Genomic DNA, 21,711 nt, shown 5'->3' with positions numbered 1-21,711 from the left:
GGGTTTACGGCGTCCCCCTCAACCGGGCCCACCCCGCCATCTCACGGATAGCCAGTTTTTGAAGTTGACGTGGCCGTTGACGTTGCTTCGGCAGGTGCCGGGCGCAGCCCGGCCGTATCATTCCAGCATGCCCCGCGAAAACCTCAACGACCTGCAGGCCTTCGTCCACGTTGCCCGCGAGGGCAGCTTCACCCGGGCCGCCGCCCAGCTGGGCGTGTCCCAGTCCGCGCTCAGCCATGCCATGCGCGGCCTGGAACAGCGCCTGGGCGTGCGCCTGCTGACCCGTACCACCCGCAGCGTATCGACCACCGAAGCCGGTGCCCGCCTGCTCGACACCCTGGGCCCACGCCTGGCCGAGATCGAGGACGGGCTGGCCGCACTGGCCGAGTACCGCGAACGCCCGGCCGGCACCATCCGCATCAATGCCACCGGCCATGCCGCCGAGTACATCGCCTGGCCGCGGCTGGCGCCGTTGTTGCAGCGTTATCCGGACCTGAAGGTGGAACTGACCACCGACTACGGCCTGGCCGACATCGTCGCCGAGCGCTACGACATCGGCATCCGCCTCGGCGAGCGCCTGGCGCGCGACATGGTCGCGGTGCCGATCAGCCCGCCGCTGCGCATGCGCGTGGTCGGTGCACCCAGCTACTTCCGCCAGCACGTGGTGCCGCAGCATCCGGACGACCTGGCCAAGCACAACTGCGTGACCCTGCGCCTGCCTACGCATGGGGGACTGATGCCGTGGGATTTCGGCCAGGATGGCAACGAACTGAGTGTGCGCGTTGGCGGGCAATGGACGTTCAACACCATGGGCATGACCCGCGCCGCTGCGCTGGCCGGCAGCGGACTGGCCTGGCTGCCGGAAGACCAGGTGCAGCCGATGCTGGACGATGGCCGCCTGCAGTCGGTGCTGGACGACTGGTGCCCGCACTTCGATGGCTACTACGCGTACTACCCGTCGCGCCGCCACGTCACCGTGGCGATGCGCACGGTGCTTGATGCGCTGCGCGGGCCGCTGGGGTGAGGGGCAAGGCGTGCGGACCAACGGTGCGCACCCACCAACGGTCCGCACCCAGCTGGTGATCAGCCCTTGGCCTGGGCGGCGCGCTGCGCGTTGTAGCGCTCGCCGACGATCGACACTTCGTCCAGCGCTTGTGCGATGCGTTGCAGCTCCTCCGGTGCCAGCTGCAGGTCGGCCGCGCCCAGGTTTTCTTCCAGGCGATGGATCTTGGTGGTGCCTGGGATCGGCACGATCCACGGCGCCTGTGCCAGCAGCCAGGCCAGCGCCACCTGCGCCGGCGTCGCGTCCCGTGTTGCGGCAATCGTACTGATGCGATCCACCAGCGCCTGGTTGGCGCGGCGCGCCTCCACTTCGAAACGCGGAACGCTGTTGCGGAAATCGTTGGCGTCGAAGGTGGTGTCGGCGTTGATCGTGCCGGTGAGGAAGCCGCGGCCAAGCGGGCTGAATGGCACGAAGCCGATGCCCAGCTCCTGCAGCGTCGGCAACAACTCGCGCTCCGGTTCGCGCCACCATAGCGAGTACTCACTCTGCACGGCGGCAACCGGCTGCACCGCATGCGCGCGACGCACGGTGGCAGCGCTCGCCTCGGACAGCCCGAAGTGGCCGACCTTGCCTTCGGCGATCAGGTCGCGCACGGTGCCAGCCACATCCTCGATCGGCACGTTCGGGTCGACGCGGTGCTGGTAGAACAGGTCGATATGGTCGGTGCGCAGGCGCTTGAGGCTGGCTTCGGCAACGGCACGGATATTCTCGGGACGGCTGTCCAGGCCATCATCGGTGCGCGCGCCCTTGAATCCGAACTTGGTGGCAATCACCAGCCTGTCGCGGTAGGGCGCCAGCGCGCGGCCGAGCAGGTCTTCGTTGGTGTACGGACCATACACCTCGGCGGTGTCGAAGAAGGTCACGCCGCGCTCGACGGCGGCCTGCAGCAGGGCGATGCCCTGGCCCTGCTCCACCGGCTGACCGTAGGCATGGGTCAGGCCCATGCAGCCCAGGCCGAGGGCGGAAACCTTCAGGCCACTGCGGCCCAGTTCGCGTGTCTGCATCGTCGTGCTCCAGAGGGGGAGTGATGACGATACGCCTGTCGTGGCGCTGGATTGAGCCAGCCCGGCCGCAGTCGGTCATGACCGGAATTCATCAATCCAGCCACGACCGATGCCGGCCAGGTCAACGGATCTCGGAGATCTCCACGCCGTCCAGCCCCTGCGACAGGGTACGTGCGTCGCCGCCCTGGCTGAGCTTGATGCGCAGGCGCACCTCGTTCTGCGAATCGGCGTAGCGCAGCGCGTCCTCGTAGCTGATCTCGCCGGCCTGGTACAGCTCGAACAGGCTCTGGTCGAAGGTCTTCATGCCCAGCTGGACCGAGTCCTTCATCACTTCCTTCAGCTTGTGGATCTCGCCGTCGCGGATGTAGTCCTGCACCAGCGGCGTGCCCAGCAGGATCTCCATCGCCACCTTGCGCGAGCGGCCATCGGGCGATGGCACCAGCTGTTGCGCGACCACGCCCTTGAGATTCAGCGACAGGTCCATCAGCAGCTGGTTGCGGCGGTCTTCCGGGAAGAAGTTGACGATGCGGTCCATCGCCTGGTTGGCGTTGTTCGCATGCAGGGTGCACAGCACCAGGTGGCCGGTTTCGGCGAACGCGATGGCGTGATCCATGCCTTCGCGGGTACGCACCTCGCCGATCATGATCACGTCCGGCGCCTGGCGCAGGGTGTTCTTCAGCGCGGCTTCCCAGCTGTCGGTATCGATGCCGACTTCGCGCTGGGTGATGATGCAGCCCTCGTGCTTGTGCACGAACTCGATCGGGTCTTCGATGGTGATGATGTGGCCGGTCGAGTTCTGGTTGCGGTAACCGATCATCGCTGCCAGCGAGGTCGATTTACCGGTACCGGTGGCGCCGACGAACAGGATGATGCCGCGCTTGGTCATCGCCAGCGTCTTGATGATCGGCGGCAGGCTCAGTTCTTCCACGGTCGGAATGCGCGTCTCGATGCGACGCAGCACCATGCCGACCTGGTTGCGCTGGTAGAAGCAGCTGACGCGGAAGCGGCCGACGCCGGACAGGCCGATGGCGAAGTTGCATTCGTGCGTCTTCTCGAATTCCTCGCGCTGCGCCGGGGTCATCACGTTGAGGACCAGGTCGCGGCTCTGCTGCGGCGTGAGCGGGGTCTGGGTGATCGGCGAGATCTTGCCGTTGACCTTCATCGCCGGCGGCATGCCGGCCGTGATGAACAGGTCCGAGGCGCGCTGGTGCGCCATCAGCTTGAGGAACGAAGTGAAATCGATGGTGGTCGCGGTGCTGTTCACGGCGGGCTCCCAAGAGGGCATGTACCAGGAAACGGTCGGTGGAGGAAACGGCACGGAGACGGCGCCGCACTGGTGCACGCCGCCCGTGGTTGTCCCGCCTTACTCGAACAGGCGCTTGTCCTTGGCGTACTCGCGGGCCTGGTTGCGGGTGATCAGGCTGCGCTTGACCAGGTCCTGCAGGTGCTGGTCCAGGGTCATCATGCCGTACTGCTGGCCGGTCTGGATGGCCGAGTACATCTGCGCCACCTTGTCTTCGCGGATCAGGTTGCGGATGGCCGGGGTGCCGACCATGATTTCCCACGCTGCGGTACGACCGCCGCCAACCTTCTTCAGCAGCGCCTGCGAGATCACCGCACGCAGCGACTCGGACAGCATCGAACGCACCATCGGCTTTTCGCCGGCCGGGAACACGTCGATGATGCGGTCGATGGTCTTGGCCGCCGAGCTGGTGTGCAGGGTGCCGAACACCAGGTGGCCGGTTTCCGCGGCGGTCAGCGCCAGGCGAATGGTTTCCAGGTCGCGAAGTTCGCCGACCAGGATGATGTCCGGGTCCTCGCGCAGTGCCGAGCGCAGCGCTTCGTTGAAACCATGCGTATCGCGGTGCACTTCGCGCTGGTTGATCAGGCACTTCTGCGAGGTGTGCACGAATTCGATCGGATCCTCGACGGTGAGGATGTGGCCGTATTCGTTCTTGTTGATGTAGTCGATCATCGCCGCCAGCGTGGTCGACTTGCCCGAACCGGTCGGGCCGGTCACCAGGATCAGGCCCTGCGGCTGCTGGATCACCTCGCGGAACAGCGGCGGGCAGGCCAGGTCCTCGAGGGTGAGCACCTCGGACGGAATGGTACGGAACACCGCACCGGCGCCACGGTTCTGGTTGAACGCGTTCACACGGAAGCGCGCCAGCGACGGGATCTCGAAGGAGAAGTCCACTTCGAGGAATTCCTCGTAATCGCGGCGCTGCTTGTCGGACATGATGTCGTACACCAGCGCATGGACCTGCTTGTGGTCCAGGGCCGGGATGTTGATCCGGCGAACGTCGCCGTCCACGCGGATCATCGGCGGCAGGCCTGCGGACAGGTGCAGGTCGGACGCTTTGTTCTTTACGGAAAACGCCAGCAGTTCGGCGATATCCATGAGCGGCTACTCCCCAATAACGGCTTCGACTGGAAGGATCTTTCCCCGGGCGGCAGTATAGCCTCCTGATTCAACGGAACGCGTTACGTGGCCACTCCCCTGCCCCAGATCCTGAGCAACCTGCATGCCGCCGCCGAGGCGGCCGGCCGGCCTGATCCGCGCCTGCTGGCCGTTTCCAAGACCCAACCGGCCGAGGCCGTGGCCGCGCTGGCCGCGCAGGGCCAGCAGGCCTTCGGCGAGAACTATGTGCAGGAAGCGCTGGCGAAGATGCAGGCGCTGCAGCACCTGGCGCTGGAGTGGCACCTGATCGGCCACCTGCAGTCGAACAAGGCCGAGGCCGTGGCCACCCACTTCGATTGGGTGCAGAGCGTGGACCGGCCCAAGCTGGTGACGGCGCTGGCGCGCCATCGCCCGGCCGCGCGCGGTCCGCTGAATGTGCTGATCCAGGTCAACATCGACGACGAATCCAGCAAGCACGGCTGTGGGCCGGAGGACGTCGAGGCATTGGCCGCCGCGATTGCCGCTGAGCCCCGCCTGCGCCTGCGTGGCCTGATGGCGATTCCCGCGCCATGGCCCGAGGCCGAGCGTCGCCGCGATGCATTCGTGCGCATGCGCACACTTTTCCAGTCGCTGGCCGCCCGGCACGCGCAGGTCGACACGCTGTCGATGGGCATGAGCAGCGACTACGCCGACGCCATCGCCGAGGGCGCCACCCTGGTGCGCATCGGCACCGCCCTGTTCGGCGCGCGCCCGCGCCCGGCCTGATCTTGCAAGGAGAGTTCCATGGCAGCTGATTCCATCACCTTCATCGGCGGCGGCAACATGGCGCGCAGCCTGATCGCCGGCCTGATCCGCCAGGGCATGCCGGCCGCGCACATCCATGTGGCCGAACCAGTGGCCGCCCTGCGCGAGTCGCTGGCTGCCGACTTCGGCGTGCAGGTGCACGACAACGCAATCGATGCGGCCGCGCAGGGCGGCACCTGGCTGCTGGCGGTGAAGCCACAGGTGCTGCGCGAGGTCTGCCAGTCGCTGCAGGCACTGGCCCAGGCAAGCCGGCCACTGGTGGTGTCGATCGCCGCCGGCATCACCAGCGCGCAGCTGGAACGCTGGCTGGGCGGCAACCTGCCGGTGGTGCGTGCAATGCCCAACACGCCGGCCCTGCTCGGCGCCGGCGTGACCGGCCTGTATGCCACGCCGTCGGTGGATGCACAGCAGCGCTCGCAGGCCGAACAGGTATTGGCCAGTGCCGGCCGTACCGTGTGGATCGAGCGCGAGGCGCTGATGGATTCGGTCACTGCCGTGTCCGGCAGCGGGCCGGCCTACGTGTTCCTGCTGGCCGAAGCGATGGAAGCGGCGGGCATTGCCCAGGGCCTGCCGGCCGACGCCGCGCGCACGCTGGTGGTGCAGACCCTGCTGGGCGCCTCGCGCATGCTCGATGAAGCCGGCGAAAGCCCGGCCGAGCTTCGCCGCCGTGTGACCTCGCCGAACGGCACCACCCAGGCCGCGATCGAGAGCTTCCAGGCCGGAGGTTTCGAAGTGCTGGTGGACAACGCGCTGCGTGCTGCGCAGGTGCGCGGGCAGGAATTGTCTGCGGCGAATGATTGATCCCGATGTGTGCCGACCAACGGTCGGCACCTACCATCATCCACGCATGGCGTGGATGCTCATTGCCCCAATGTGGTCATGACGAAATCGACGAAGCACTGCAGCCGCGGGCGCGGCCGTCGATCCGGCAGGTAGATCAGATGCATCGGTCGCGGTTCGGGCAGGTAGTCGCGCAGCAGCGGCTTCAACCGCCCGGCCGCGATCTCGCCGGCCAGCAGCGCGGTGGGCTGCAACACCAACCCGGCCCCGGCCACGGCGGCTTCGCGCAGCGCGAACCCGTCGTTGCAGGTCAGCCGCGCCTCCCAATCCACCTGTTCACCGTTGGCCAACTGCCAGCCATGGCCACCACGCCAGGCAAGATGGCTCAGGCAATCATGCCCCTGCAGGTCCGCCGGCGTGCGTGGCGTGCCGCGCCTGCGCAGGTAAGACGGCGCCGCGCACAGGCTCATCGCATACGGCGGCAGCGGCCGCGCCACCACCTCCTGCGATGGCAACGGCCCGACCCGGATCGCCACGTCGAAGCCGTCCTCGATCAGGTCCACACGGCGGTTGCTCAGATCCAGTTCGATGTTCAACTGCGGCTGCGCGCGCAGCAGGCCGGCCAGCTGCGGCGCCAGCACGCAGCTGCCCCAGGTGGTCGGCGCACTGACCCGCAGCAGGCCACGCGGCTGTACCTGCAGACCGGCCACATCGGCCTCGGCCTGCTGCACCTGCTCCAGCACTTGCCGGCAGCCGGCCAGATAGGCGCTGCCGGCTTCGGTCAGGCGCTGGCGGCGGGTGTTCCGTTGCAGCAGCGCGGTACCCAGATGCGCCTCCAGCTGCTGGATGTACTTGCCCACCATCACCGCCGAGACCTGCAGCTGTTCGGCGGCGCCGGCGAAGCTGCCACGCTCGGCCACGGCAACGAAGGCCTGCATGCATCGAAGGGTATCCATTACTAATCCTTAGTTAGGAATCTGCGAATCATACGCCGCTTACCTAACCCCATTGTGAGGGCGCAGACTGCGCTCACTCCCTTACGCAAGGAACGGCCATGAAGATCCTCCTCGTTGGTGCCAGCGGCACCCTCGGCCAGGCAGTCGCCCACCAGCTCGGCCAACAGCATCAGATTCTCGCCGCCGGCCGCAGCAGCGGCGAACTGCGCGTGGACCTGACCGATGACGCCAGCGTCGCCGAACTGTTCGCACGTACCGGCCCGGTCGATGCGGTGATTTCCACCGCCGGCAAGCTGCACTTCGGCCCGCTGCAGCAGATGACGCCGGCGCAGTTCAACCTCGGCCTGCAGGACAAACTGCTGGGCCAGGTGAGGCTGGCACTGGCCGCGCAGCATCATCTCAACAGCGGCGGCTCGATCACCCTGACCAGCGGCATCGTCAGCGCACAACCGATCCGCGACGGCGTCAACGCCACCTCGGTGAATGCCGCACTGGAAGGCTTCGTGCGCGCAGCCGCACTGGAGCTGCTGCCGCGCGGCCTGCGCATCAACGTGGTCAGCCCGAACGTACTGATCGAATCGATGGCCGCCTACGGCCCCTACTTCCCGGGCTTCGAAGCGGTAAGCGCACAGCGCGCGGCACTGGCCTTCCAGCGCGCGGTGGAAGGCATCCAGAGCGGCGAGACGATCACGGTCTGGTAAGAAAAAGGGGACGGAGGGGATTAAGTCGCAAGTGCACAAACGACATAATCCCCTCCGTCCCCTTTTTGTCGCTCACTCCCAGCGCATCGGGCCGTCGCCGCGTTCGCCGAGGACGTCGCCGGGATTGGCCAGGCGGCAATGCTGCAGCGACAGGCAGCCACAACCGATGCAGCCGGTCAGTTCGTCGCGCAGCAGCTGCAGCATGTGGATGCGCTCTTCCAGCTCGGTGCGCCAGCGCGCGGACAACCTGGCCCAATCCGCTTTGGTCGGTGCGCGGCCGTCAGGCAGGCTTTCGAAGGCACGGCCGACTGCTTCCAGCGGCATGCCCACCCGCTGCGCCACGCGGATCACCGCCAACCGGCGCAGCACGTCCCGACTGTAACGCCGTTGGTTGCCCGAGGTGCGCAGGCTGCTGATCAGCCCCTTGCGCTCGTAGAAATGCAGTGCGGAAACGGCCACGCCACTGCGCTGGGAGACCTCGCCAACGCTGAGTTCCTGGGATGCCATTGCTTGACCTCAACTACAGTTGAGGTGGCATGCTGCTACCTTCGCCGCCCGTTGACAAGCGCGGCCTGCACCTGACCCGTATGACCCCGACCCTCTCTCCCGCCGACACCCACCTGCCGGCTGACAGCTCGATCCTGTCCGCGCGCTACCGCGCCACGACCATCGGCATGGTCGCACTGGTCGCGCTGCACGCGTTCGAAGCACTGGCCGTCGCGGCCGCGATGCCCACCGTGGCCGAAGCACTCGATGGACTGCGCCTGTACGCGCTGGCCTTTGGCGGCACCCTGGCCACCAGTGTAATCGGCATGACCCTGGCCGGGCGCTGGGCCGATCGCCACGGCCCCGCGCGGCCACTCTGGTACGGCCTGGGCTGCTTCGTGCTGGGCCTGCTGCTGGCCGGCTTTGCGACGCGCATGGGCATGCTGGTGGCCGGGCGCCTGATGCAGGGCCTGGGCGCGGGCGCGATTTCGGTCTCGCTGTACGTGATGGTCGGCCGCAGCTACCCCGAACACCTGCGGCCGAAGGTGTTCGCGGCGTTCTCCGCAGGCTGGGTGGTGCCCTCGATGGTCGGCCCGGCGTTGAGTGGCCTGATGGTGCAGCACCTGGGCTGGCGCTGGGTATTCCTGGCAGTGCCACTGCTGGCGATACCGGCCGCACTGCTGCTGCGCCCGGCACTGGCGCGCATGCAACCTCCCGTTGCGGTCTGCAACGATGGCGAACGCAGCAACGTGGTGCGCTGGGCCTCTGGCGCCTCACTGGCCGCACTACTGCTCTACGTCGGCGGCCAGCAACAGGGCATGGCTGCCCTGCTCTGCATCGGCGTGGCGATGCTGGCGCTGCTGTTCTGCGTGCATCGGCTGCTGCCGGCCGGAACCCTGATCCTGCGCCGCGGCCTGCCCAGCGTGATCGCGTTGCGCGGCATCGCTGCAGCGGCGTTCTTCGCCTGCGAGGCCTATCTGCCCCTGCTGCTGCAGCGCGAACGCGGGCTTTCGCCCAGCTGGGCCGGCGCCGTGCTCAGCCTCGGTGCGCTGGGCTGGTTCGCCGGTTCATGGCTGCAGGGCCACCAGCAGCGTGGCTGGTCACGCCAGCAGCTGCTGCGCGTTGGCACGGTGATGATGACGGTCGGCATCGCCGCAACGCTGTCGGTGCTGTTCAACCCGATGCCGCTGCCGGTCGCGCTGGTCGGCTGGGCCGTGACCGGCTTCGGCATGGGCATGATCTACGCCAGCCTGTCGGTGCTGACCCTGTCGCTGTCAGCACCGCATGAGCAGGGTGCCAATACCTCGGCGCTGCAGCTGAGCGAGGCGTTGTCGGTGACCACCGCGCTGGCGGTGTCCGGCGCGTTGTTCGCCATGTTCGTGGAAAGCGCGCCGCACACCGGCTACCTGCTGTGCCTGGCCATCACCTTCGGTCTGGCGGTGCTGGCCGCAGTGATCGCGCGGCGGGTGTAGCGCCGCCGGATTCCGGTAGTGCCGGCCGCTGGCCGGCAACCTCCGCGCACGCGGGAATCCCATGATGGCGACGGCCAGAGGCCGGCATTACCGTGTACCGGCCCCCACATCATCGATATCCCGATGCAGGATGCGGCGCACTTCCAGCACGGCCTGCGGGGTCTCCTGCACGCTGTGGCCGGAAATGATCACCTTCTCCGACAGCGCGCCCGGCAGATGCGCGCTCCAGTACGGCACCAGCCCGTCATCGGACTTCTCCACCGGCAGCTCCGGCTTGCGCTGGGCGATGATCGAGTGGTACTTCAGGCCCGCTTCGATCGGCAGCTGTGCGGCGGCCTTCACGAACGGATCGCTGGCCTTGAGGTTGTCGATGCTGTTGGGAATCTTCGGCTTGGCGGTGCCGTCGACCTGCTGCTCGGCCTGTGCCAGCGCCATGAACACGTCCTCGAACTTGCCGAGAATGGTCAGCGGCAGGCGTACCAGGCGCCCGATCAGCCGCCCGACCTTGTTGCCTGCGATATCCGTGCCCTGGTGCGGCGCGGCGATGAAGATCGCGCGTTCCACGTTCGGCTGCGCCTTGAAATGCAGCAGTGGCCCCAGCTTGGCCTGCACCCGCTTCAGCCGCTCGCCCTTCAGGTCATAGTTGGCCAGCAGGTCATCCCACAGCACATCACCCGAGTCGCTCACCAGCAGCCGCGCGAGCACGCCGCCCATGCTGTGGCCGATATAGACCATGTCCTTCGATGCGCGTGTGCTGCCGTTGGGGTCGAAGTGCTTGAGCGTGTCATTGAACGCGTTGGCGATCTCGTAGCGGTTCAGCGCGATCGGTGCATTGGTCGGGTAGTAGACCTGCCACACCTGGAACTGCTGGCGCAGCTCGGGGTCGCCCATGATCTCGTTGGCCAGGTTCACCCAGGCTTCCGGGCTGCTGGCCAGGCCGTGCAGCATGAAGATGATGCGGCGGTTCGGGTCCCAGGGCTGCATCAGATAGATGTGCGGTTCGCCGATGCCCTCACTCATGCCGAACAGGGTGCGCAGTGACTGCCGGGCAAAGCCACTCTGCGCCAGCCACAGGCCGTAGGCAGCGGTGAAATTGCCGGCCAGCGGCACCTGTTCGCCGTGCAGGGTGATGCGTTCGGTGGCCTCCGGCGAATAGGCGTCCAGTTCAACCCGGCGCGTGCGCATCACGTCTTCCAGGCTGCTGCCTTCGAAACGCAGCAGCGCGGTGACGTTGATCGAGGACATCTCGCTGAATTCTGGCACCGAATCGTCATGCCGATGGCGGCGGCCACGGCGCTCGTCGTCGGCATCATCCGCCGCTGTTTCCGCCTTCGGCCCATCGCCCGCGATCACCGGCGCGACCAGCTTGGGCGGGTCCATCACCATCACCAGCTCGGCACCGAAGCCATCGCGGCGATAGGTGCTGCGCAGGCCGACGAAGCTGACCGTGCCGGCCGGCACCAACTGCGCCGGAATGCTCTTCAGGTTCAACTGCTGGTAGTTGGAGGCCAGCGACCAGCTGCCGACCGAGATCGGCTTCGTATAGTCCTCGCCGGCCAGTGCCGCTGCACGCGCGCGCACGAACAGCACCACCGCCGCCTTCTCGGCGGCGTAGTTGTAGTAGTCGCGCACCTGCGTCTGCCGGTCCTCGAAGGCGCGGTCGGACGGCGAGCGGCCGCTGTAGAACAGGTAAGCATAGGCATAGCGCGCGGCTTCCAGCCAGGCATCCAGCGCCTCATCGCTCATCGGCGGATCGCCGGCGGCGGTCTTCTTCGGCGTCAGCGCCAGCGCGGCCTTCACCCACAGTTCGGACAGCGCCGACAGCCGCTGCTCGACGTTGAGGTCATCGGTCATCAACAACGTGCTGCGGCAGACCAGGAAGTCCTTCTCGCACTGCGACTCATCCAGGCCTGCCGCGCTGAGCGTCTCGCGCGCGGCCGGGCTGAGCTTGCCGGTGTTGAGCACATCGGCGCGCTTGTTCACCAGCGAATCGCTGGACTTGACCTGCTTGACAGTCACCATCGCGCAGCCGCTGCTGCCCAGCAGCAGGAAGGCGGCGAACAACACCGGCAGCGCGCGCTGCCAGCGGATCAGGAAGAGTCGGGTCATTACTGCGGGTCCTGCTCGGTGCCGGGCACGCCCTGGCGGATCACGGTGGAGAAGTGGTCGCCGCTGCCCAGGTCCAGCGCACGCTGGGTGATGCGGCCCTTGTCATGCAGTTCGGCATAAGGCACGCCCGGCGTGAGCGCGCCGACCTCCTGCGCGTATTCGGCCAGGTAGCCGGACAGCAGCAGGCGGTAGTCCAGCGGCAGGCGCGGCGCGATGTGGCGGGCCAGATCGAAGACGATGGTGGTGCAGTTGCTGGTGAGCGTGTTGTAGAAGCCCGGCTTCGCATCCAGTTCGCGCGCCTGCGCGATGTACGCGGCGAACAGTTGCTTCAGTTGCGCCTGGTCCATGCCGTGCAGGCGGTACAGGTAGACATCCTCGCCACGCGCGTTGGTGCGGGTGCGGATGATGTCGGTCTCCTCCGCGGCCACCAAGGTCATCTCGAATTTGCGGAAGAAGCCGCCCAGCGCCGAGAACGATTCGCCGCGTTCCTTGCGGATCTCCAGCGAGAACACCACGTGGCGCCCATCCTCGAAACCGAACGAGATCAGGGTGTGGGCGATCGCCGGGCCCATCCAGTACGACAGCACCAGATCGGCCGAGCGGAGTTGGTCCAGGTCGTACGCGCGGCGTACCCAGTGCGCGTCGTAGTCGGTCTCGCTGCGCCAGGTGAAATCACGCACGTTGTCGAGCACCACGTGGCGCCCGTCGAAGGACACCACGTGCAGGCGCTGGGCCACGTCATCGGCCCAGACGCGGTCCTGGCGCGGGGTGAGCAGCAGCCACCACAGGCCGGCCAGCGCCAGCGACGCGCTGAACGCCATGCCCAGGCGACGATGGCCACGGCCACGCGCGACCTGCCACGACGCCCACAGCGCAACCAGCAGCCACAGCACCGCAATGCCATTGGCCAGCCAGCCCGGCCCCGGCATCTGATAGGCCAGCAGCCCGGTCACCCACAACGCTGCCAGCGCCATGGCACTTCCTGTCATCCATCGTCCTGCGGCTCTCACTGGCATCCTGTCGCGGTCCCGAAGCCGCATAGTTAGCCACAAGCGGGTTCACCGTGGCATCTACGGCCCGTTCAGGGACCGCGGCGCACCGTCTGCGGCGGTCCATGCGGCCAGGTTCACCTCACAGGAGCAACGATGGGCATCACTTCCGTGGCCGGCGTTCCGGTCCAACCCCAGCACCGCGCCACCTGCCACTGCGGCACGGTCGAGCTGCTGCTGGACCTCCCGGACGGCATCGTCGACCCGCGCCGCTGCGACTGCTCGATGTGCCGGCGCCGGGGTGCCATCGCCGCCAGCGTCCCCCGCCAGGGCCTGCAGGTGGTACGCGGGCAGCATCACCTGCAGAAGTACCAGTTCAACACCCATGTGGCCGAGCACTACTTCTGCGGCGTGTGCGGCATCTACACCCATCACCGGCGCCGCTCCAACCCCGACCAGTACGGCTACAACGTGGCCTGCCTGGAGGGCATCGACCCGTTCGCGCTGGGGGTGATCCCGGTCAGCGATGGGGTCAACCACCCATCAGACCGCACCGGCTAGTGGCGCGTGCGCCGTGGCGGCGTGGCCACCTTCTGCCAGGGCGCCATGCCGCTGCGCCCCGCCCGCGCCGGGCGTTTCAGCCAGGGCCGGCGTGACGGTGCCTGTGGCGCGTCCTCGACCGGGGGAGGAAGGGGTCGACGGCCGGGCCAGAGATGGTCGAGCAGCCACATGGCAGGTCTCCGTGGGGGGACGGGGACGATCAACACTAGGCCCGGGTGGGCATAGGCCGCGTGAGCGGGACACGACAGCGGGATGACGGCGGAGGCGGCGATGAGCCTGCTACACCATGTCCCCGACCAAGGCACCTGTGCGTTTCCGCAGCAACAGGCGCAACACGGCGGCACAGGCGGCGGTCAGAAGCGCCAGTACACGCAGCAGTGTCGCCAGCGCCTCACTACTGGCGTGCTGCAGCTGCATGCGGCTCATCGTCGGTAGCAGTGCCTGCGCCTGTTCCCGCGCCCCCGTGGCCAGATAGGCACCGGCACGCACCAGCGGTGCCGGCGACGCGCCCTGCAGCTGATGGCCGATCAGCAGCGCAAGCAAGGCAGTGACTGCGGCCAACGCGATGCCTTCGCCGGCCACCCGCACGGTTCCGAATATGCCTGCGGCCATGCCGGCACGTTGCACCGGTACCACGCTCACCGACAGTCCATCCATCAGCCCCCACGGCAAAGCCGTGCCTGCGCCGACCAGCATCAGCAGCGGCACCCACTGCAAGGGCGACGGGTGCGACGCCTGCCGCGACAACAGGTACAGGCCGGCGGCACACACCAGCAGACCCAGCGTGCACAACCGCGCACTTCCCACGCGCTCCGCCCAACGCGCGGCCAGCATCGGCAGGACCAGCATCGGCGCGGACAGCGCCAGCATCTGCAGTCCCACCAGCGTCGCGCTCTGGCCATGCACGCCCAGCAGTTGCAGAGGTAACGCGACCAGCAGCACCACGTAGCCGAAGCAGGTCGCCACCGGCAGCAGCTGGACACCGAGGAACGCCGGTTGTGAGAACAGTGAGAGGTCCAGCAACGGTGAGGGGTGCCGCCGTTCGATGAAGACGAACACCCCGCCCAACAGCAGCGTCACCAGCAGCGCCAGCCGCACGCGCGCGGCATGCAGGCCGAACTCGCCCAGCCACAGCAGCGCCAGGGTCAACGCCGCCAGCGTCAGGCTGAAACTCAGCATGCCGCCGATATCCAGCGGTCGGCGCTCGCCATGACTTTCAGGCAACGCGCGTGCCCCCAGGCCGAAGGCCACCAACGTGAGCACACCGCCCGCGGCGAACACGCTGCGCCATCCCAATGTCTGCAGCAGCAGGCCCGCGAGCAGGGGCCCCAACGCCAGCCCCATGCCGAACGTGGTGCCCAGCAGGGCGAAGACACGGGCACGCGCCGGCCCCTGCCAAGCCTGTGCCAGCAGCGCCGTGCCGGATGCCAGCGCCGCCGCCGCGGCAACGCCCTGCAACCCGCGCGCCAGATCCAGCCATAGCAGCGTGCGAGCAAGGCAGACGGCGGCGGTGGCGGTGGTGAAGCCCGCCGTGCCCAGCAGGAACAGCCGCCGACGGCCATATCGATCGGCCAAGCCGCCCGCAGCGAGCAACAGACTGCCGAAGGTGAGCATGAAGGCGTTGGTCACCCAGGCCAGCGCGGTGGGCGATGCCGCCGCGGAACGGGCCAGCGCCGGCACCGCGACTGCACCGGCAGAGAAGGACAACGGCAACGCCAGCGCGGCCAGGCAGACCGCAAGCAGCGCCCAGCGCTGCTGCGCGCGGACAGGTACAGGGAGCATCGAATCCGGGGCCATGCGGGCCTCCATCCATCAGGGGCATTGATGATGGACAGGCCGCTATTCCAGAAAAACAGGCTCGGTGGATGTTGATTGCGGCCAGATGTTCCGCAATCATCCAAGCATGGACTCCATCTCCGCCCTGCTCGCCTTCGTCCGCACCGCGGAGGCCGGCAGCATTGTCGGTGCCGCCCGCGTACTCGGCCTGTCAGCCTCGGCCGTCGGCAAGCGCATCGCCCGGCTTGAACAGGAACTCGGCACGCGCCTGTTCCAGCGCACCACCCGCCGCGTGCATCTCACCGACGAAGGCGAACTGCTGCTGCAGCGCTGCCGGCGTGCACTGGACGAGCTTTCCGAAGCACAGGCGGACTTGGCGCAGCGACAGCACGCCCCCAGCGGGCTGCTGCGCATCGGCCTGCCCACCATCGGCTACCGCTTCCTGCTGCCGGTGCTGCCCGGCTTCCAGCAACGCTATCCGCAGGTGCAGCTGGAACTGGACTTCAACGACCGCATCGTCGATGTGGTCAGCGAAGGCCTGGATGCAGTGATACGCAGTGGCGAACTGGCCGATTCCAGCCTGACCGCACGGCGGCTGGGGGGTTTTCGTTTCATCCTCTGTGCGGCGCCGGGCTATCTGCAGATGCATGGAACGCCCGGCGATGTGGGCGACCTGCGCATGCATACCGCGCTGCGCTTCCGTTACCCCACCACGGGAAAGCTGCATCCGTGGCAGCTGCCCGGCATCGAAGGCGACGCCGGGGCGCGCCTTCCCACGGCGATGACCTGCAACAACATGGAAGCCGTGCTGGCCGCTGCGATCGGATGCATGGGCCTGGCCTGGATGCCTGACTTCCTCGCAGCCGACGCGCTGGCCGATGGCCGCCTGCAACAGGTGCTGCCCACACTGCCCACGCACCAGGGGCAGTTCTCGCTGCTGTGGCCCGGCGGGCGCCATCCCAGTGCACGCCTGCGGGTGTTCATCGACTACGCCGTTGCGCACCTTTTCCGCAGCCCCCCGGAAAAGGGGACGGAGGGGATTAAGTCGTAATTGGTCCTGCTGTGCCTGAAACGACTTAATCCCCTCCGTCCCCATTTTCCTAGCGGCTGAAGCGGCGCGCGCCGGCGACGCAGATCACCGCGACCAGAGTCACCAGCACCATGCTGAGGCTGACCGATTCGTGCAGCAGCAGCGCGGCCAGGGCCAGGCCGAAGAACGGCTGCAGCAGCTGCAGCTGGCCGACGGCAGCAATGCCGCCCTGGGCCAGCCCGCGGTACCAGAACAGGAAGCCGATCAGCATGCTGAACACTGCCACGTAGCCCAGTGCCCACCACGCCGAGGCACCGACCGCAGTGAACGAGGCCGGGCGCATCAGCACCGTCAGCGGCAGCATCACCGGCAACGCCAGCAGCAGTGCCCAGCTGATCACCTGCCAGCCGCCCAGATGACGGGCGAGCCGACCACCTTCCGCGTAGCCCAGCCCGCACACCACGATCGCCGCCAGCATCAGCAGGTCGGCCTGCAACGAGGCTTCGATTCCGTTGCGCGCGGCATAGCCGACCACGCAGGCACTGCCCAGCAACGAGAACAGCCAGAACGCCGGGCGCGGCCGATCGCCACCGCGCAGCACGCCGAACACCGCTGTACTCAACGGCAGCAGGCCAAGGAACACGATGGTGTGCGCCGACGACGCGTGACGCAGCGCGAGCGCGGTCAGCAGCGGGAAGCCGACCACAACGCCGAGGCTGACCACCACCAGCCCCGGCAGGTCGCCGCGCCGCGGCCATGGCTGGCGCAGCAGAAGCAGCAGCCCCAGACCGAGCACCGCGGCGATGGTGGCGCGTGCGGCGGTGACGAACCCGGCATCCAGCTGCAGCACCGCCAGGCGGGTGGCCGGCAATGAGCCGGCGAAGATCACCACACCGATGAAGCCATTGATCCAACCACTCGCCGACCGTTCCACGCCTGTACTCCTGAAGGTGCCGGACGATGCCCGGCTGCACCTGTATGGAAGCATCCGGCGCGGAACGACCCCAGCTACAATCCAGTACAGCCGCAAGTAACTGTACTGCCCACACTTCCACTACGGTTCCACCATGCCGCGCCCGCTCACCCGCATCGAATCGGTCATCCAGACCGTCCGCACCCGCATAAGTGCACGGGTGGACGGCCCCGGCTCCCGCCTGCCTTCGGTACGTGCGCAGGCGGCGACCATGGGGGTTTCAGTCTCCACCGTGGTCGAGGCCTACGAGCGCCTGGCGGCCGAAGGCCTGATCAGTGCGCGCGCAGGCTCGGGCTTCTACGTCAGTGGCCCGGCCGCACCGCTGGCGCTGGCTGAAATGGAGCCGCGGCTGGATCGCGCGGTGGATCCGCTGTGGGTGTCACGGCAATCGCTGGAAACGCCCGCGGGCGATCTCAAGCCAGGGTGCGGCTGGATGCCCAGTGACTGGCTGTATCACGATGGCGTGCGCCGCGGCCTGCGCCGGCTGTCGCGTGCCGATGCCATGCAACTGGTGGACTACGCCGGTCCGCTCGGGCTGCCCGCGTTGCGCCAGCTGCTGCAAAGGCGCAGCGCCACGCTTGGCATCGATGCACCGATGGAGCAGATCCTGCTGACCGAATCCGGTACGCACGCAGTCGATCTGCTCTGCCGTTTCCTGCTCAAGCCCGGCGACTGCGTGCTGGTCGATGACCCGAGCTACTTCAATTACCACGCGCTGCTCAAGGCGCACCAGGTGCAGGCCATCGGCGTGCCGTACACGCACAGCGGCCCGGACCTGGAGGCGTTCGCGCAAGCCCTGCAGGCGCATTCGCCGCGGCTGTACATCACCAATTCCGGCCTGCACAACCCGACCGGCGCGGTGCTTTCGGCCAACACCGCGCACCGCCTGCTGGGCCTGGCCGAACGCAGCGAGTTGATCATCGTCGAGGACGACATCTTCGCCGACTTCGAACTGCAGCCGGCACCGCGGCTGGCCGCGCTCGATGGACTGTCACGGGTGATCCACGTCGGCAGTTTCTCCAAGACGCTGTCGGCAGCCTCGCGCTGCGGCTACATTGCTGCACGCCATGACTGGATAGAAGCATTGACCGACCTGAAGCTGGCGACCAGCTTTGGCGGCGGCCATCTGGCCGCGCAGTTGATGCACATCGCGCTGACCGATAGCGGTTACCGCCGCCACATGCAGTCGATACGTTCGCGCCTGGCCGATGCACGCCGGCACACACTGCGGAAACTGCAGGCGCTGGGCATCACGCCGTGGCTGCAGCCGGAAGCCGGCCTGTTCCTGTGGTGCCAGCTGCCCGACGGCCGCGACGCCGCCGCACTGGCGCGGCAATGCCTGCGCGAGGGCATCGTGCTGGCGCCGGGCAACGCGTTCAGCCAGTCGCAGCGCGCGGCCGACTATCTGCGCTTCAACGTCTCGCAGTGCCAGGACCCGAGGATCTGGCAGGTGCTGGCGCGGGCGTTGCGCTGAGCTGGTAATGCGCGACCAGCGCATCCACCACCACGCGGACGCCCGGCAACTGTCCACGACGATGCGGCAGCAGCACGCTGGTGGTCACTTCGCCGGCATGCCACGCCGGCAGGACCTGCTGCAGGCGGCCGGCCGCAATCGCTGCGGCACACAGGCTGTGCGGCAACACAGTGATGCCAAGACCCGCTTCGGCCGCCGCGACCAGAAGCTGCGACTCATTGCCGACCAGCGCCACCTGCGGTTCCACCTGCACGGTGCGCGCATCGGTGCCGTGCAGTGTCCAGCGCGTTGCGTGGCGCGCCGTCAGCAGGCCGGCATGCGCGCGTAGTTGCTCGGGCGTGTCCACTGCCGGCGCGGCTGCCAGATAGCCAGGGGACGCCACCAGTACGATGCGCTCGCTACCCAGCGAGCGCTGCACCAAACCGGAATCCGGCAGCGGACCGAAGTGGCTGCGCAAGGCAATGTCGATGCCTTCCTGCGCCAGGTCGACGAAACGATCACTCACTTCAACTTCGATGCGCAGCCGCGGATAGCGGCGGGCCAACGCGGGCAGGCACACTGCGAGCTCGCCCTGCACCACCGGAATCGAAGCGCTGATGCGCACGGTGCCACTCGGTTCGGACTGGCGGTCACGGACAATGGCCTCGGCGGACTCCACCTCGGACAACGCCGCGCGTGCGCGATCGAAGAACGCCTGCCCGACTTCGGTCAGCGCGAAGCGCCGCGAACTGCGTTGCAGCAGCCGTACCCCGAGGTGTTCTTCCAGCAGCGCCACGCGCTTGCTCAACGTCGAGCGGGGCAGGCCCAGATGGCGTCCGCCTGCTGCAAAACCGCCCTGCTCCACTGCGGCCACGAACAGGGCCAGATCGTTGAGGTTGAGCATGCACAACGTCCACAGGTATGGACTTCAGGATGCCATTCGAACAGCTTCCGGGGCAATGTCCACGCAGGCACGCTTTCCTCACCCGCCGCATCGCGGCTTGAACCGGAAACTTGCCATGACCCCGATTCTCTTCTACGGCGTGCCCTCGGGCTGCTCGTTCGGCTCCATCGTCGCGCTGGAATGGCTGCGCCAGCCCTATCACCTGTGCCGTATCGACATGCCCGGCCAGGTGCAGGGCGAAGACTATCGCCGCCTCAATCCACTGGGCGAAACCCCCACTCTGTGCACCGCGCAGGGCGAACTGCTCAGCGAGAGCCTGGCCATCCTCAACCACCTGGCCGCCAAGGGCGTTGCGCAGGGGCTGGGCTTCGCACAGGGCACCTCCGGCTTCGACCGCCTCAACCACCGGCTGGCCTATCTCAACACCAGCTTCTTCGGTGCCTACGCCCCCCTCTGGCACGCGCTGGAACACGCCGAGGGCGATGACGGCAAGGCGCTGCGTGCCTATGGCACCACCAAGGTGCGCCAGGCCCATCAGGCGCTGGAGCAGATGCTCATCACAGGCCCGTGGCTGCTGGGCGAGCAGCGCAGCTTCGCCGACGCCTACTTCGCCGGCATCGCGCGCTGGAACGACTACCACCAGGTGGTCGATCGCCGCGAGTTCCCCAGGGTGCAGCAGCTGTTCGAGCGCTTGCAGGACGACGCCGGCGTGCAGTTCGCCCACGCCATCGAAGCAGAGCGGCCGGCTACCAGCAGCGGCGGCTTCCTCAGCGACGTGCGGCTGGAAGACGTGCTTGAGGCCGCGGCGGCCTGAGTCCTGCCCTGCCTGTCCGGCAGCGGCGCGCAATGCCCCTTGCGCGCCGCGCTACAGTGATATGTCCTCCGCCGCAGGAATGCACGCATGTCTTCGTTCTCCGATCCGCAGGCCGTTGCCCGCTATGCCGAGGGCCCGCTGCGCCAGGTGCCCGGCTTCCTCGCGTTGCAGCAGATGAGCCGCCTGCTGCTGGCCGAACGCGTTCCTGCGCAGGGCCGCGTGCTGGTGCTGGGCGCCGGTGGCGGGCTGGAGCTGAAGGCTTTTGCCGAGGCGCAGCCGGGCTGGCAGCTGCTGGGCGTGGACCCGGCTGCACCGATGCTGGCCCTGGCCGAGCAGACACTGGGCCCGCTGATGTCGCGCGTGCAATTGCTGGAAGGCTACATCGACGATGCCCCCGACGTGCGCTTCGATGGTGCCAGCTGCCTGCTGACCCTGCACTTCCTCGACGCCGCGCAGCGCCTGCACACGCTGCGGGAGCTGCACAGGCGCCTGCAGCCCGGCGCACCGCTGGTGGTGGCCCACCACAGCGTGCCGCAGGATCCGGCCGGCAAGCTGCGCTGGTTGCAGCGCTACGCCGCGTTCGCCGAAGCCTCCGGCGTTGCCCACGCCGATGCACAGCGCGCGATCGACGCCATTGCCGAGCGGCTGCCGCTGCTGGCCCCCGAACAGGAAGTGACGCTGCTGCAGGAGGCCGGCTTCGACGACGTGGAGCTGTTCTATGCGGGCTTCAGCTTCAAGGGCTGGGTGGCGTACGCCGGCTGATGCCTACGGCACCACCGTGATGCCGATCCGCTGCATCAACAGCGCCACCTGCTGGACATCGAGCGTGGCGCCACGCAGGTTGGTGCTGCGAAGGTCCAGCTCGCCCAGATCGGAATTGGTCAGGTTGCAGTCGGTGAAGTTGGCGCTGTTCCAGTCGATGCCCTCGAACTGGCCACCGGACAGGTCCGAGCCGGCAAAGCTGGCGCCGCTGACGTTTGCACCGTCCCAGCGGTTTTCCCACAGTTCGCACTTCTCCAGCGTGACCCGCGAGAAATTGGCATAGCGCAGGTTCGACTTCTTGATGAAGGCGCTGCAGAACCAGCTGCGCGTGGTGATCTGGTTCATGAAGCTGGCGTTGCTGAAATCCGCACCCTGCGCGCGGCACTCGCTGATCTCCAGGCCCAACGCCTTGATGAAGTTGAAGTGGCACATGCTGATGTCGCAGCTGCGGAAGCTGGCCTCCTTCAATGTGGCGCCATTGAAGCGGCAGCCGCTGCGGCTGTCGGCATCGTAGAAGCTGCAGTTGATGAACTCGGTGGCGGTCAGGTCGGCACCGGAAAAATCGCACTCATGGAACTGCTGGTCGACCACTTTCTGGCCGGTGTACTGGTCGCCGGCAATACGCAGGCGGTGATGGACAGCGGGGGTCATGCGATGGAATCCAATCGGGTTC

At 67.5% G+C, this 21,711-nt stretch carries 20 protein-coding genes and 1 pseudogene; 10 read left to right on the top strand and 11 right to left on the bottom strand.

What is annotated here, in order from left to right:
- The first annotated feature begins 127 nt into the window (after positions 1–127).
- Positions 128–1,024 carry a LysR family transcriptional regulator gene (locus tag AC5P98_RS01225; protein WP_014646219.1) on the top strand — a complete coding sequence of 299 codons (897 nt, stop codon included), beginning with the start codon at positions 128–130 and terminating at the stop codon, positions 1,022–1,024.
- A gap of 59 nt (positions 1,025–1,083) precedes the next feature.
- Here the strand turns inward: AC5P98_RS01225 and AC5P98_RS01220 are convergent, their stop codons facing one another.
- The 3 genes from AC5P98_RS01220 to AC5P98_RS01210 form a co-directional block, all read right to left on the bottom strand.
- Positions 1,084–2,067 carry an aldo/keto reductase gene (locus AC5P98_RS01220; protein ID WP_495229826.1) on the bottom strand — a complete coding sequence of 328 codons (984 nt, stop codon included), beginning with the start codon at positions 2,065–2,067 and terminating at the stop codon, positions 1,084–1,086.
- Between the two features lie 121 nt (positions 2,068–2,188).
- Complete coding sequence (locus AC5P98_RS01215) at positions 2,189–3,352, bottom strand: PilT/PilU family type 4a pilus ATPase (RefSeq protein ID WP_042358565.1); 1,164 nt, start codon at positions 3,350–3,352, stop codon at positions 2,189–2,191.
- A 78-nt stretch (positions 3,353–3,430) separates the two neighbouring features.
- Positions 3,431–4,468 (bottom strand): type IV pilus twitching motility protein PilT, encoded by a 1,038-nt coding sequence (locus tag AC5P98_RS01210; RefSeq protein ID WP_004147099.1) that lies wholly within the window; start codon positions 4,466–4,468, stop codon positions 3,431–3,433.
- 87 nt (positions 4,469–4,555) lie between these two features.
- Here AC5P98_RS01210 and AC5P98_RS01205 point away from each other — a divergent pair, with 87 nt between their 5' ends.
- Positions 4,556–5,233 carry a YggS family pyridoxal phosphate-dependent enzyme gene (locus tag AC5P98_RS01205; protein ID WP_495229825.1) on the top strand — a complete coding sequence of 226 codons (678 nt, stop codon included), beginning with the start codon at positions 4,556–4,558 and terminating at the stop codon, positions 5,231–5,233.
- Between the two features lie 18 nt (positions 5,234–5,251).
- On the top strand, positions 5,252–6,073 hold the full coding sequence (proC, locus tag AC5P98_RS01200) for a pyrroline-5-carboxylate reductase (RefSeq protein ID WP_049405039.1): 822 nt from the start codon (positions 5,252–5,254) through the stop codon (positions 6,071–6,073).
- A 59-nt stretch (positions 6,074–6,132) separates the two neighbouring features.
- Here the strand turns inward: proC and AC5P98_RS01195 are convergent, their stop codons facing one another.
- The gene (locus AC5P98_RS01195; protein WP_032958506.1) at positions 6,133–7,008 is read right to left on the bottom strand and encodes a LysR family transcriptional regulator; all 876 of its coding nucleotides are present in this window, start codon (positions 7,006–7,008) and stop codon (positions 6,133–6,135) included.
- Positions 7,009–7,079: 71 nt separating this feature from the next.
- Here AC5P98_RS01195 and AC5P98_RS01190 point away from each other — a divergent pair.
- A pseudogene (locus AC5P98_RS01190) lies at positions 7,080–7,709 on the top strand (short chain dehydrogenase); the annotation flags it as partial.
- A 72-nt stretch (positions 7,710–7,781) separates the two neighbouring features.
- Here AC5P98_RS01190 and soxR read toward each other — a convergent pair.
- Complete coding sequence (soxR, locus tag AC5P98_RS01185) at positions 7,782–8,216, bottom strand: redox-sensitive transcriptional activator SoxR (protein WP_021202603.1); 435 nt, start codon at positions 8,214–8,216, stop codon at positions 7,782–7,784.
- A 29-nt stretch (positions 8,217–8,245) separates the two neighbouring features.
- On the opposite strand from soxR, the gene AC5P98_RS01180 reads away from it, so the two are divergent.
- Positions 8,246–9,667, top strand: a complete 1,422-nt coding sequence (locus AC5P98_RS01180; RefSeq protein ID WP_049405043.1) for an MFS transporter — start codon at positions 8,246–8,248, stop codon at positions 9,665–9,667.
- Between the two features lie 87 nt (positions 9,668–9,754).
- On the opposite strand, the gene AC5P98_RS01175 is transcribed toward AC5P98_RS01180, so the two are convergent.
- The gene (locus AC5P98_RS01175) at positions 9,755–11,776 is read right to left on the bottom strand and encodes an esterase/lipase family protein (protein WP_049405045.1); all 2,022 of its coding nucleotides are present in this window, start codon (positions 11,774–11,776) and stop codon (positions 9,755–9,757) included.
- Entirely contained in the window at positions 11,776–12,750 is a 975-nt protein-coding gene (locus AC5P98_RS01170) for an Lnb N-terminal periplasmic domain-containing protein (protein ID WP_049405047.1), read from the bottom strand. Before AC5P98_RS01170 ends, AC5P98_RS01175 begins: the two co-directional genes overlap by 1 nt.
- A gap of 171 nt (positions 12,751–12,921) precedes the next feature.
- Between AC5P98_RS01170 and AC5P98_RS01165 the strand changes: the two genes are divergently transcribed.
- Complete coding sequence (locus AC5P98_RS01165) at positions 12,922–13,326, top strand: GFA family protein (protein ID WP_014646209.1); 405 nt, start codon at positions 12,922–12,924, stop codon at positions 13,324–13,326.
- Between the two features lie 279 nt (positions 13,327–13,605).
- On the opposite strand, the gene AC5P98_RS01160 is transcribed toward AC5P98_RS01165, so the two are convergent.
- The gene (locus AC5P98_RS01160; protein WP_099475992.1) at positions 13,606–15,123 is read right to left on the bottom strand and encodes an MFS transporter; all 1,518 of its coding nucleotides are present in this window, start codon (positions 15,121–15,123) and stop codon (positions 13,606–13,608) included.
- 106 nt (positions 15,124–15,229) lie between these two features.
- On the opposite strand from AC5P98_RS01160, the gene AC5P98_RS01155 reads away from it, so the two are divergent.
- Positions 15,230–16,153 carry a LysR family transcriptional regulator gene (locus tag AC5P98_RS01155; RefSeq protein WP_049405071.1) on the top strand — a complete coding sequence of 308 codons (924 nt, stop codon included), beginning with the start codon at positions 15,230–15,232 and terminating at the stop codon, positions 16,151–16,153.
- A gap of 49 nt (positions 16,154–16,202) precedes the next feature.
- Here the strand turns inward: AC5P98_RS01155 and AC5P98_RS01150 are convergent, their stop codons facing one another.
- Complete coding sequence (locus tag AC5P98_RS01150) at positions 16,203–17,066, bottom strand: DMT family transporter (RefSeq protein WP_032958514.1); 864 nt, start codon at positions 17,064–17,066, stop codon at positions 16,203–16,205.
- A 133-nt stretch (positions 17,067–17,199) separates the two neighbouring features.
- Here AC5P98_RS01150 and AC5P98_RS01145 point away from each other — a divergent pair, with 133 nt between their 5' ends.
- On the top strand, positions 17,200–18,579 hold the full coding sequence (locus AC5P98_RS01145) for an aminotransferase-like domain-containing protein (RefSeq protein WP_041863130.1): 1,380 nt from the start codon (positions 17,200–17,202) through the stop codon (positions 18,577–18,579).
- On the opposite strand, the gene AC5P98_RS01140 is transcribed toward AC5P98_RS01145, so the two are convergent.
- Positions 18,518–19,462, bottom strand: coding sequence for a LysR substrate-binding domain-containing protein (locus AC5P98_RS01140; protein ID WP_049405049.1), 945 nt, complete (start codon positions 19,460–19,462; stop codon positions 18,518–18,520). The two genes, AC5P98_RS01145 and AC5P98_RS01140, sit on opposite strands and share 62 nt — an antisense overlap.
- Positions 19,463–19,577: 115 nt before the next feature.
- Between AC5P98_RS01140 and AC5P98_RS01135 the strand changes: the two genes are divergently transcribed.
- Together AC5P98_RS01135 and AC5P98_RS01130 are read left to right on the top strand one after the other, a co-directional pair.
- Positions 19,578–20,276: a glutathione S-transferase family protein gene (locus AC5P98_RS01135; RefSeq protein ID WP_049405051.1), complete on the top strand. Its 699-nt coding sequence runs from the start codon at positions 19,578–19,580 to the stop codon at positions 20,274–20,276.
- Positions 20,277–20,363: 87 nt separating this feature from the next.
- Positions 20,364–21,038, top strand: a complete 675-nt coding sequence (locus tag AC5P98_RS01130; RefSeq protein WP_478444255.1) for a class I SAM-dependent methyltransferase — start codon at positions 20,364–20,366, stop codon at positions 21,036–21,038.
- Between the two features lie 3 nt (positions 21,039–21,041).
- On the opposite strand, the gene smqnr is transcribed toward AC5P98_RS01130, so the two are convergent.
- A complete protein-coding gene (smqnr, locus tag AC5P98_RS01125; protein ID WP_495229824.1) occupies positions 21,042–21,689 on the bottom strand; it encodes a SmQnr family pentapeptide repeat protein in 648 nt (215 codons plus the stop codon).
- Positions 21,690–21,711 lie beyond the last annotated feature (22 nt).

The sequence above is a fragment of the Stenotrophomonas sp. YJH_SMC_135 genome (genome assembly GCF_059372355.1).
This window is presented reverse-complemented; position numbering and strand designations above follow the sequence as displayed.

Bases quoted from the DNA above. Each gene is read 5' to 3' on its own strand.
- AC5P98_RS01225 (WP_014646219.1), top strand. From the start codon at position 128: ATGCCCCGCGAAAACCTCAACGACCTGCAGGCCTTCGTCCACGTTGCC.
- AC5P98_RS01220 (WP_495229826.1), bottom strand. From the start codon at position 2,067: ATGCAGACACGCGAACTGGGCCGCAGTGGCCTGAAGGTTTCCGCCCTC.
- AC5P98_RS01215 (WP_042358565.1), bottom strand. From the start codon at position 3,352: ATGCCCTCTTGGGAGCCCGCCGTGAACAGCACCGCGACCACCATCGAT.
- AC5P98_RS01210 (WP_004147099.1), bottom strand. From the start codon at position 4,468: ATGGATATCGCCGAACTGCTGGCGTTTTCCGTAAAGAACAAAGCGTCC.
- proC (WP_049405039.1), top strand. From the start codon at position 5,252: ATGGCAGCTGATTCCATCACCTTCATCGGCGGCGGCAACATGGCGCGC.
- AC5P98_RS01195 (WP_032958506.1), bottom strand. From the start codon at position 7,008: ATGGATACCCTTCGATGCATGCAGGCCTTCGTTGCCGTGGCCGAGCGT.
- soxR (WP_021202603.1), bottom strand. From the start codon at position 8,216: ATGGCATCCCAGGAACTCAGCGTTGGCGAGGTCTCCCAGCGCAGTGGC.
- AC5P98_RS01180 (WP_049405043.1), top strand. From the start codon at position 8,246: ATGCTGCTACCTTCGCCGCCCGTTGACAAGCGCGGCCTGCACCTGACC.
- AC5P98_RS01175 (WP_049405045.1), bottom strand. From the start codon at position 11,776: ATGACCCGACTCTTCCTGATCCGCTGGCAGCGCGCGCTGCCGGTGTTG.
- AC5P98_RS01170 (WP_049405047.1), bottom strand. From the start codon at position 12,750: ATGGCGCTGGCAGCGTTGTGGGTGACCGGGCTGCTGGCCTATCAGATG.
- AC5P98_RS01165 (WP_014646209.1), top strand. From the start codon at position 12,922: ATGGGCATCACTTCCGTGGCCGGCGTTCCGGTCCAACCCCAGCACCGC.
- AC5P98_RS01160 (WP_099475992.1), bottom strand. From the start codon at position 15,123: ATGGCCCCGGATTCGATGCTCCCTGTACCTGTCCGCGCGCAGCAGCGC.
- AC5P98_RS01155 (WP_049405071.1), top strand. From the start codon at position 15,230: ATGGACTCCATCTCCGCCCTGCTCGCCTTCGTCCGCACCGCGGAGGCC.
- AC5P98_RS01145 (WP_041863130.1), top strand. From the start codon at position 17,200: ATGCCGCGCCCGCTCACCCGCATCGAATCGGTCATCCAGACCGTCCGC.
- AC5P98_RS01140 (WP_049405049.1), bottom strand. From the start codon at position 19,462: ATGCTCAACCTCAACGATCTGGCCCTGTTCGTGGCCGCAGTGGAGCAG.
- AC5P98_RS01135 (WP_049405051.1), top strand. From the start codon at position 19,578: ATGACCCCGATTCTCTTCTACGGCGTGCCCTCGGGCTGCTCGTTCGGC.
- AC5P98_RS01130 (WP_478444255.1), top strand. From the start codon at position 20,364: ATGTCTTCGTTCTCCGATCCGCAGGCCGTTGCCCGCTATGCCGAGGGC.
- smqnr (WP_495229824.1), bottom strand. From the start codon at position 21,689: ATGACCCCCGCTGTCCATCACCGCCTGCGTATTGCCGGCGACCAGTAC.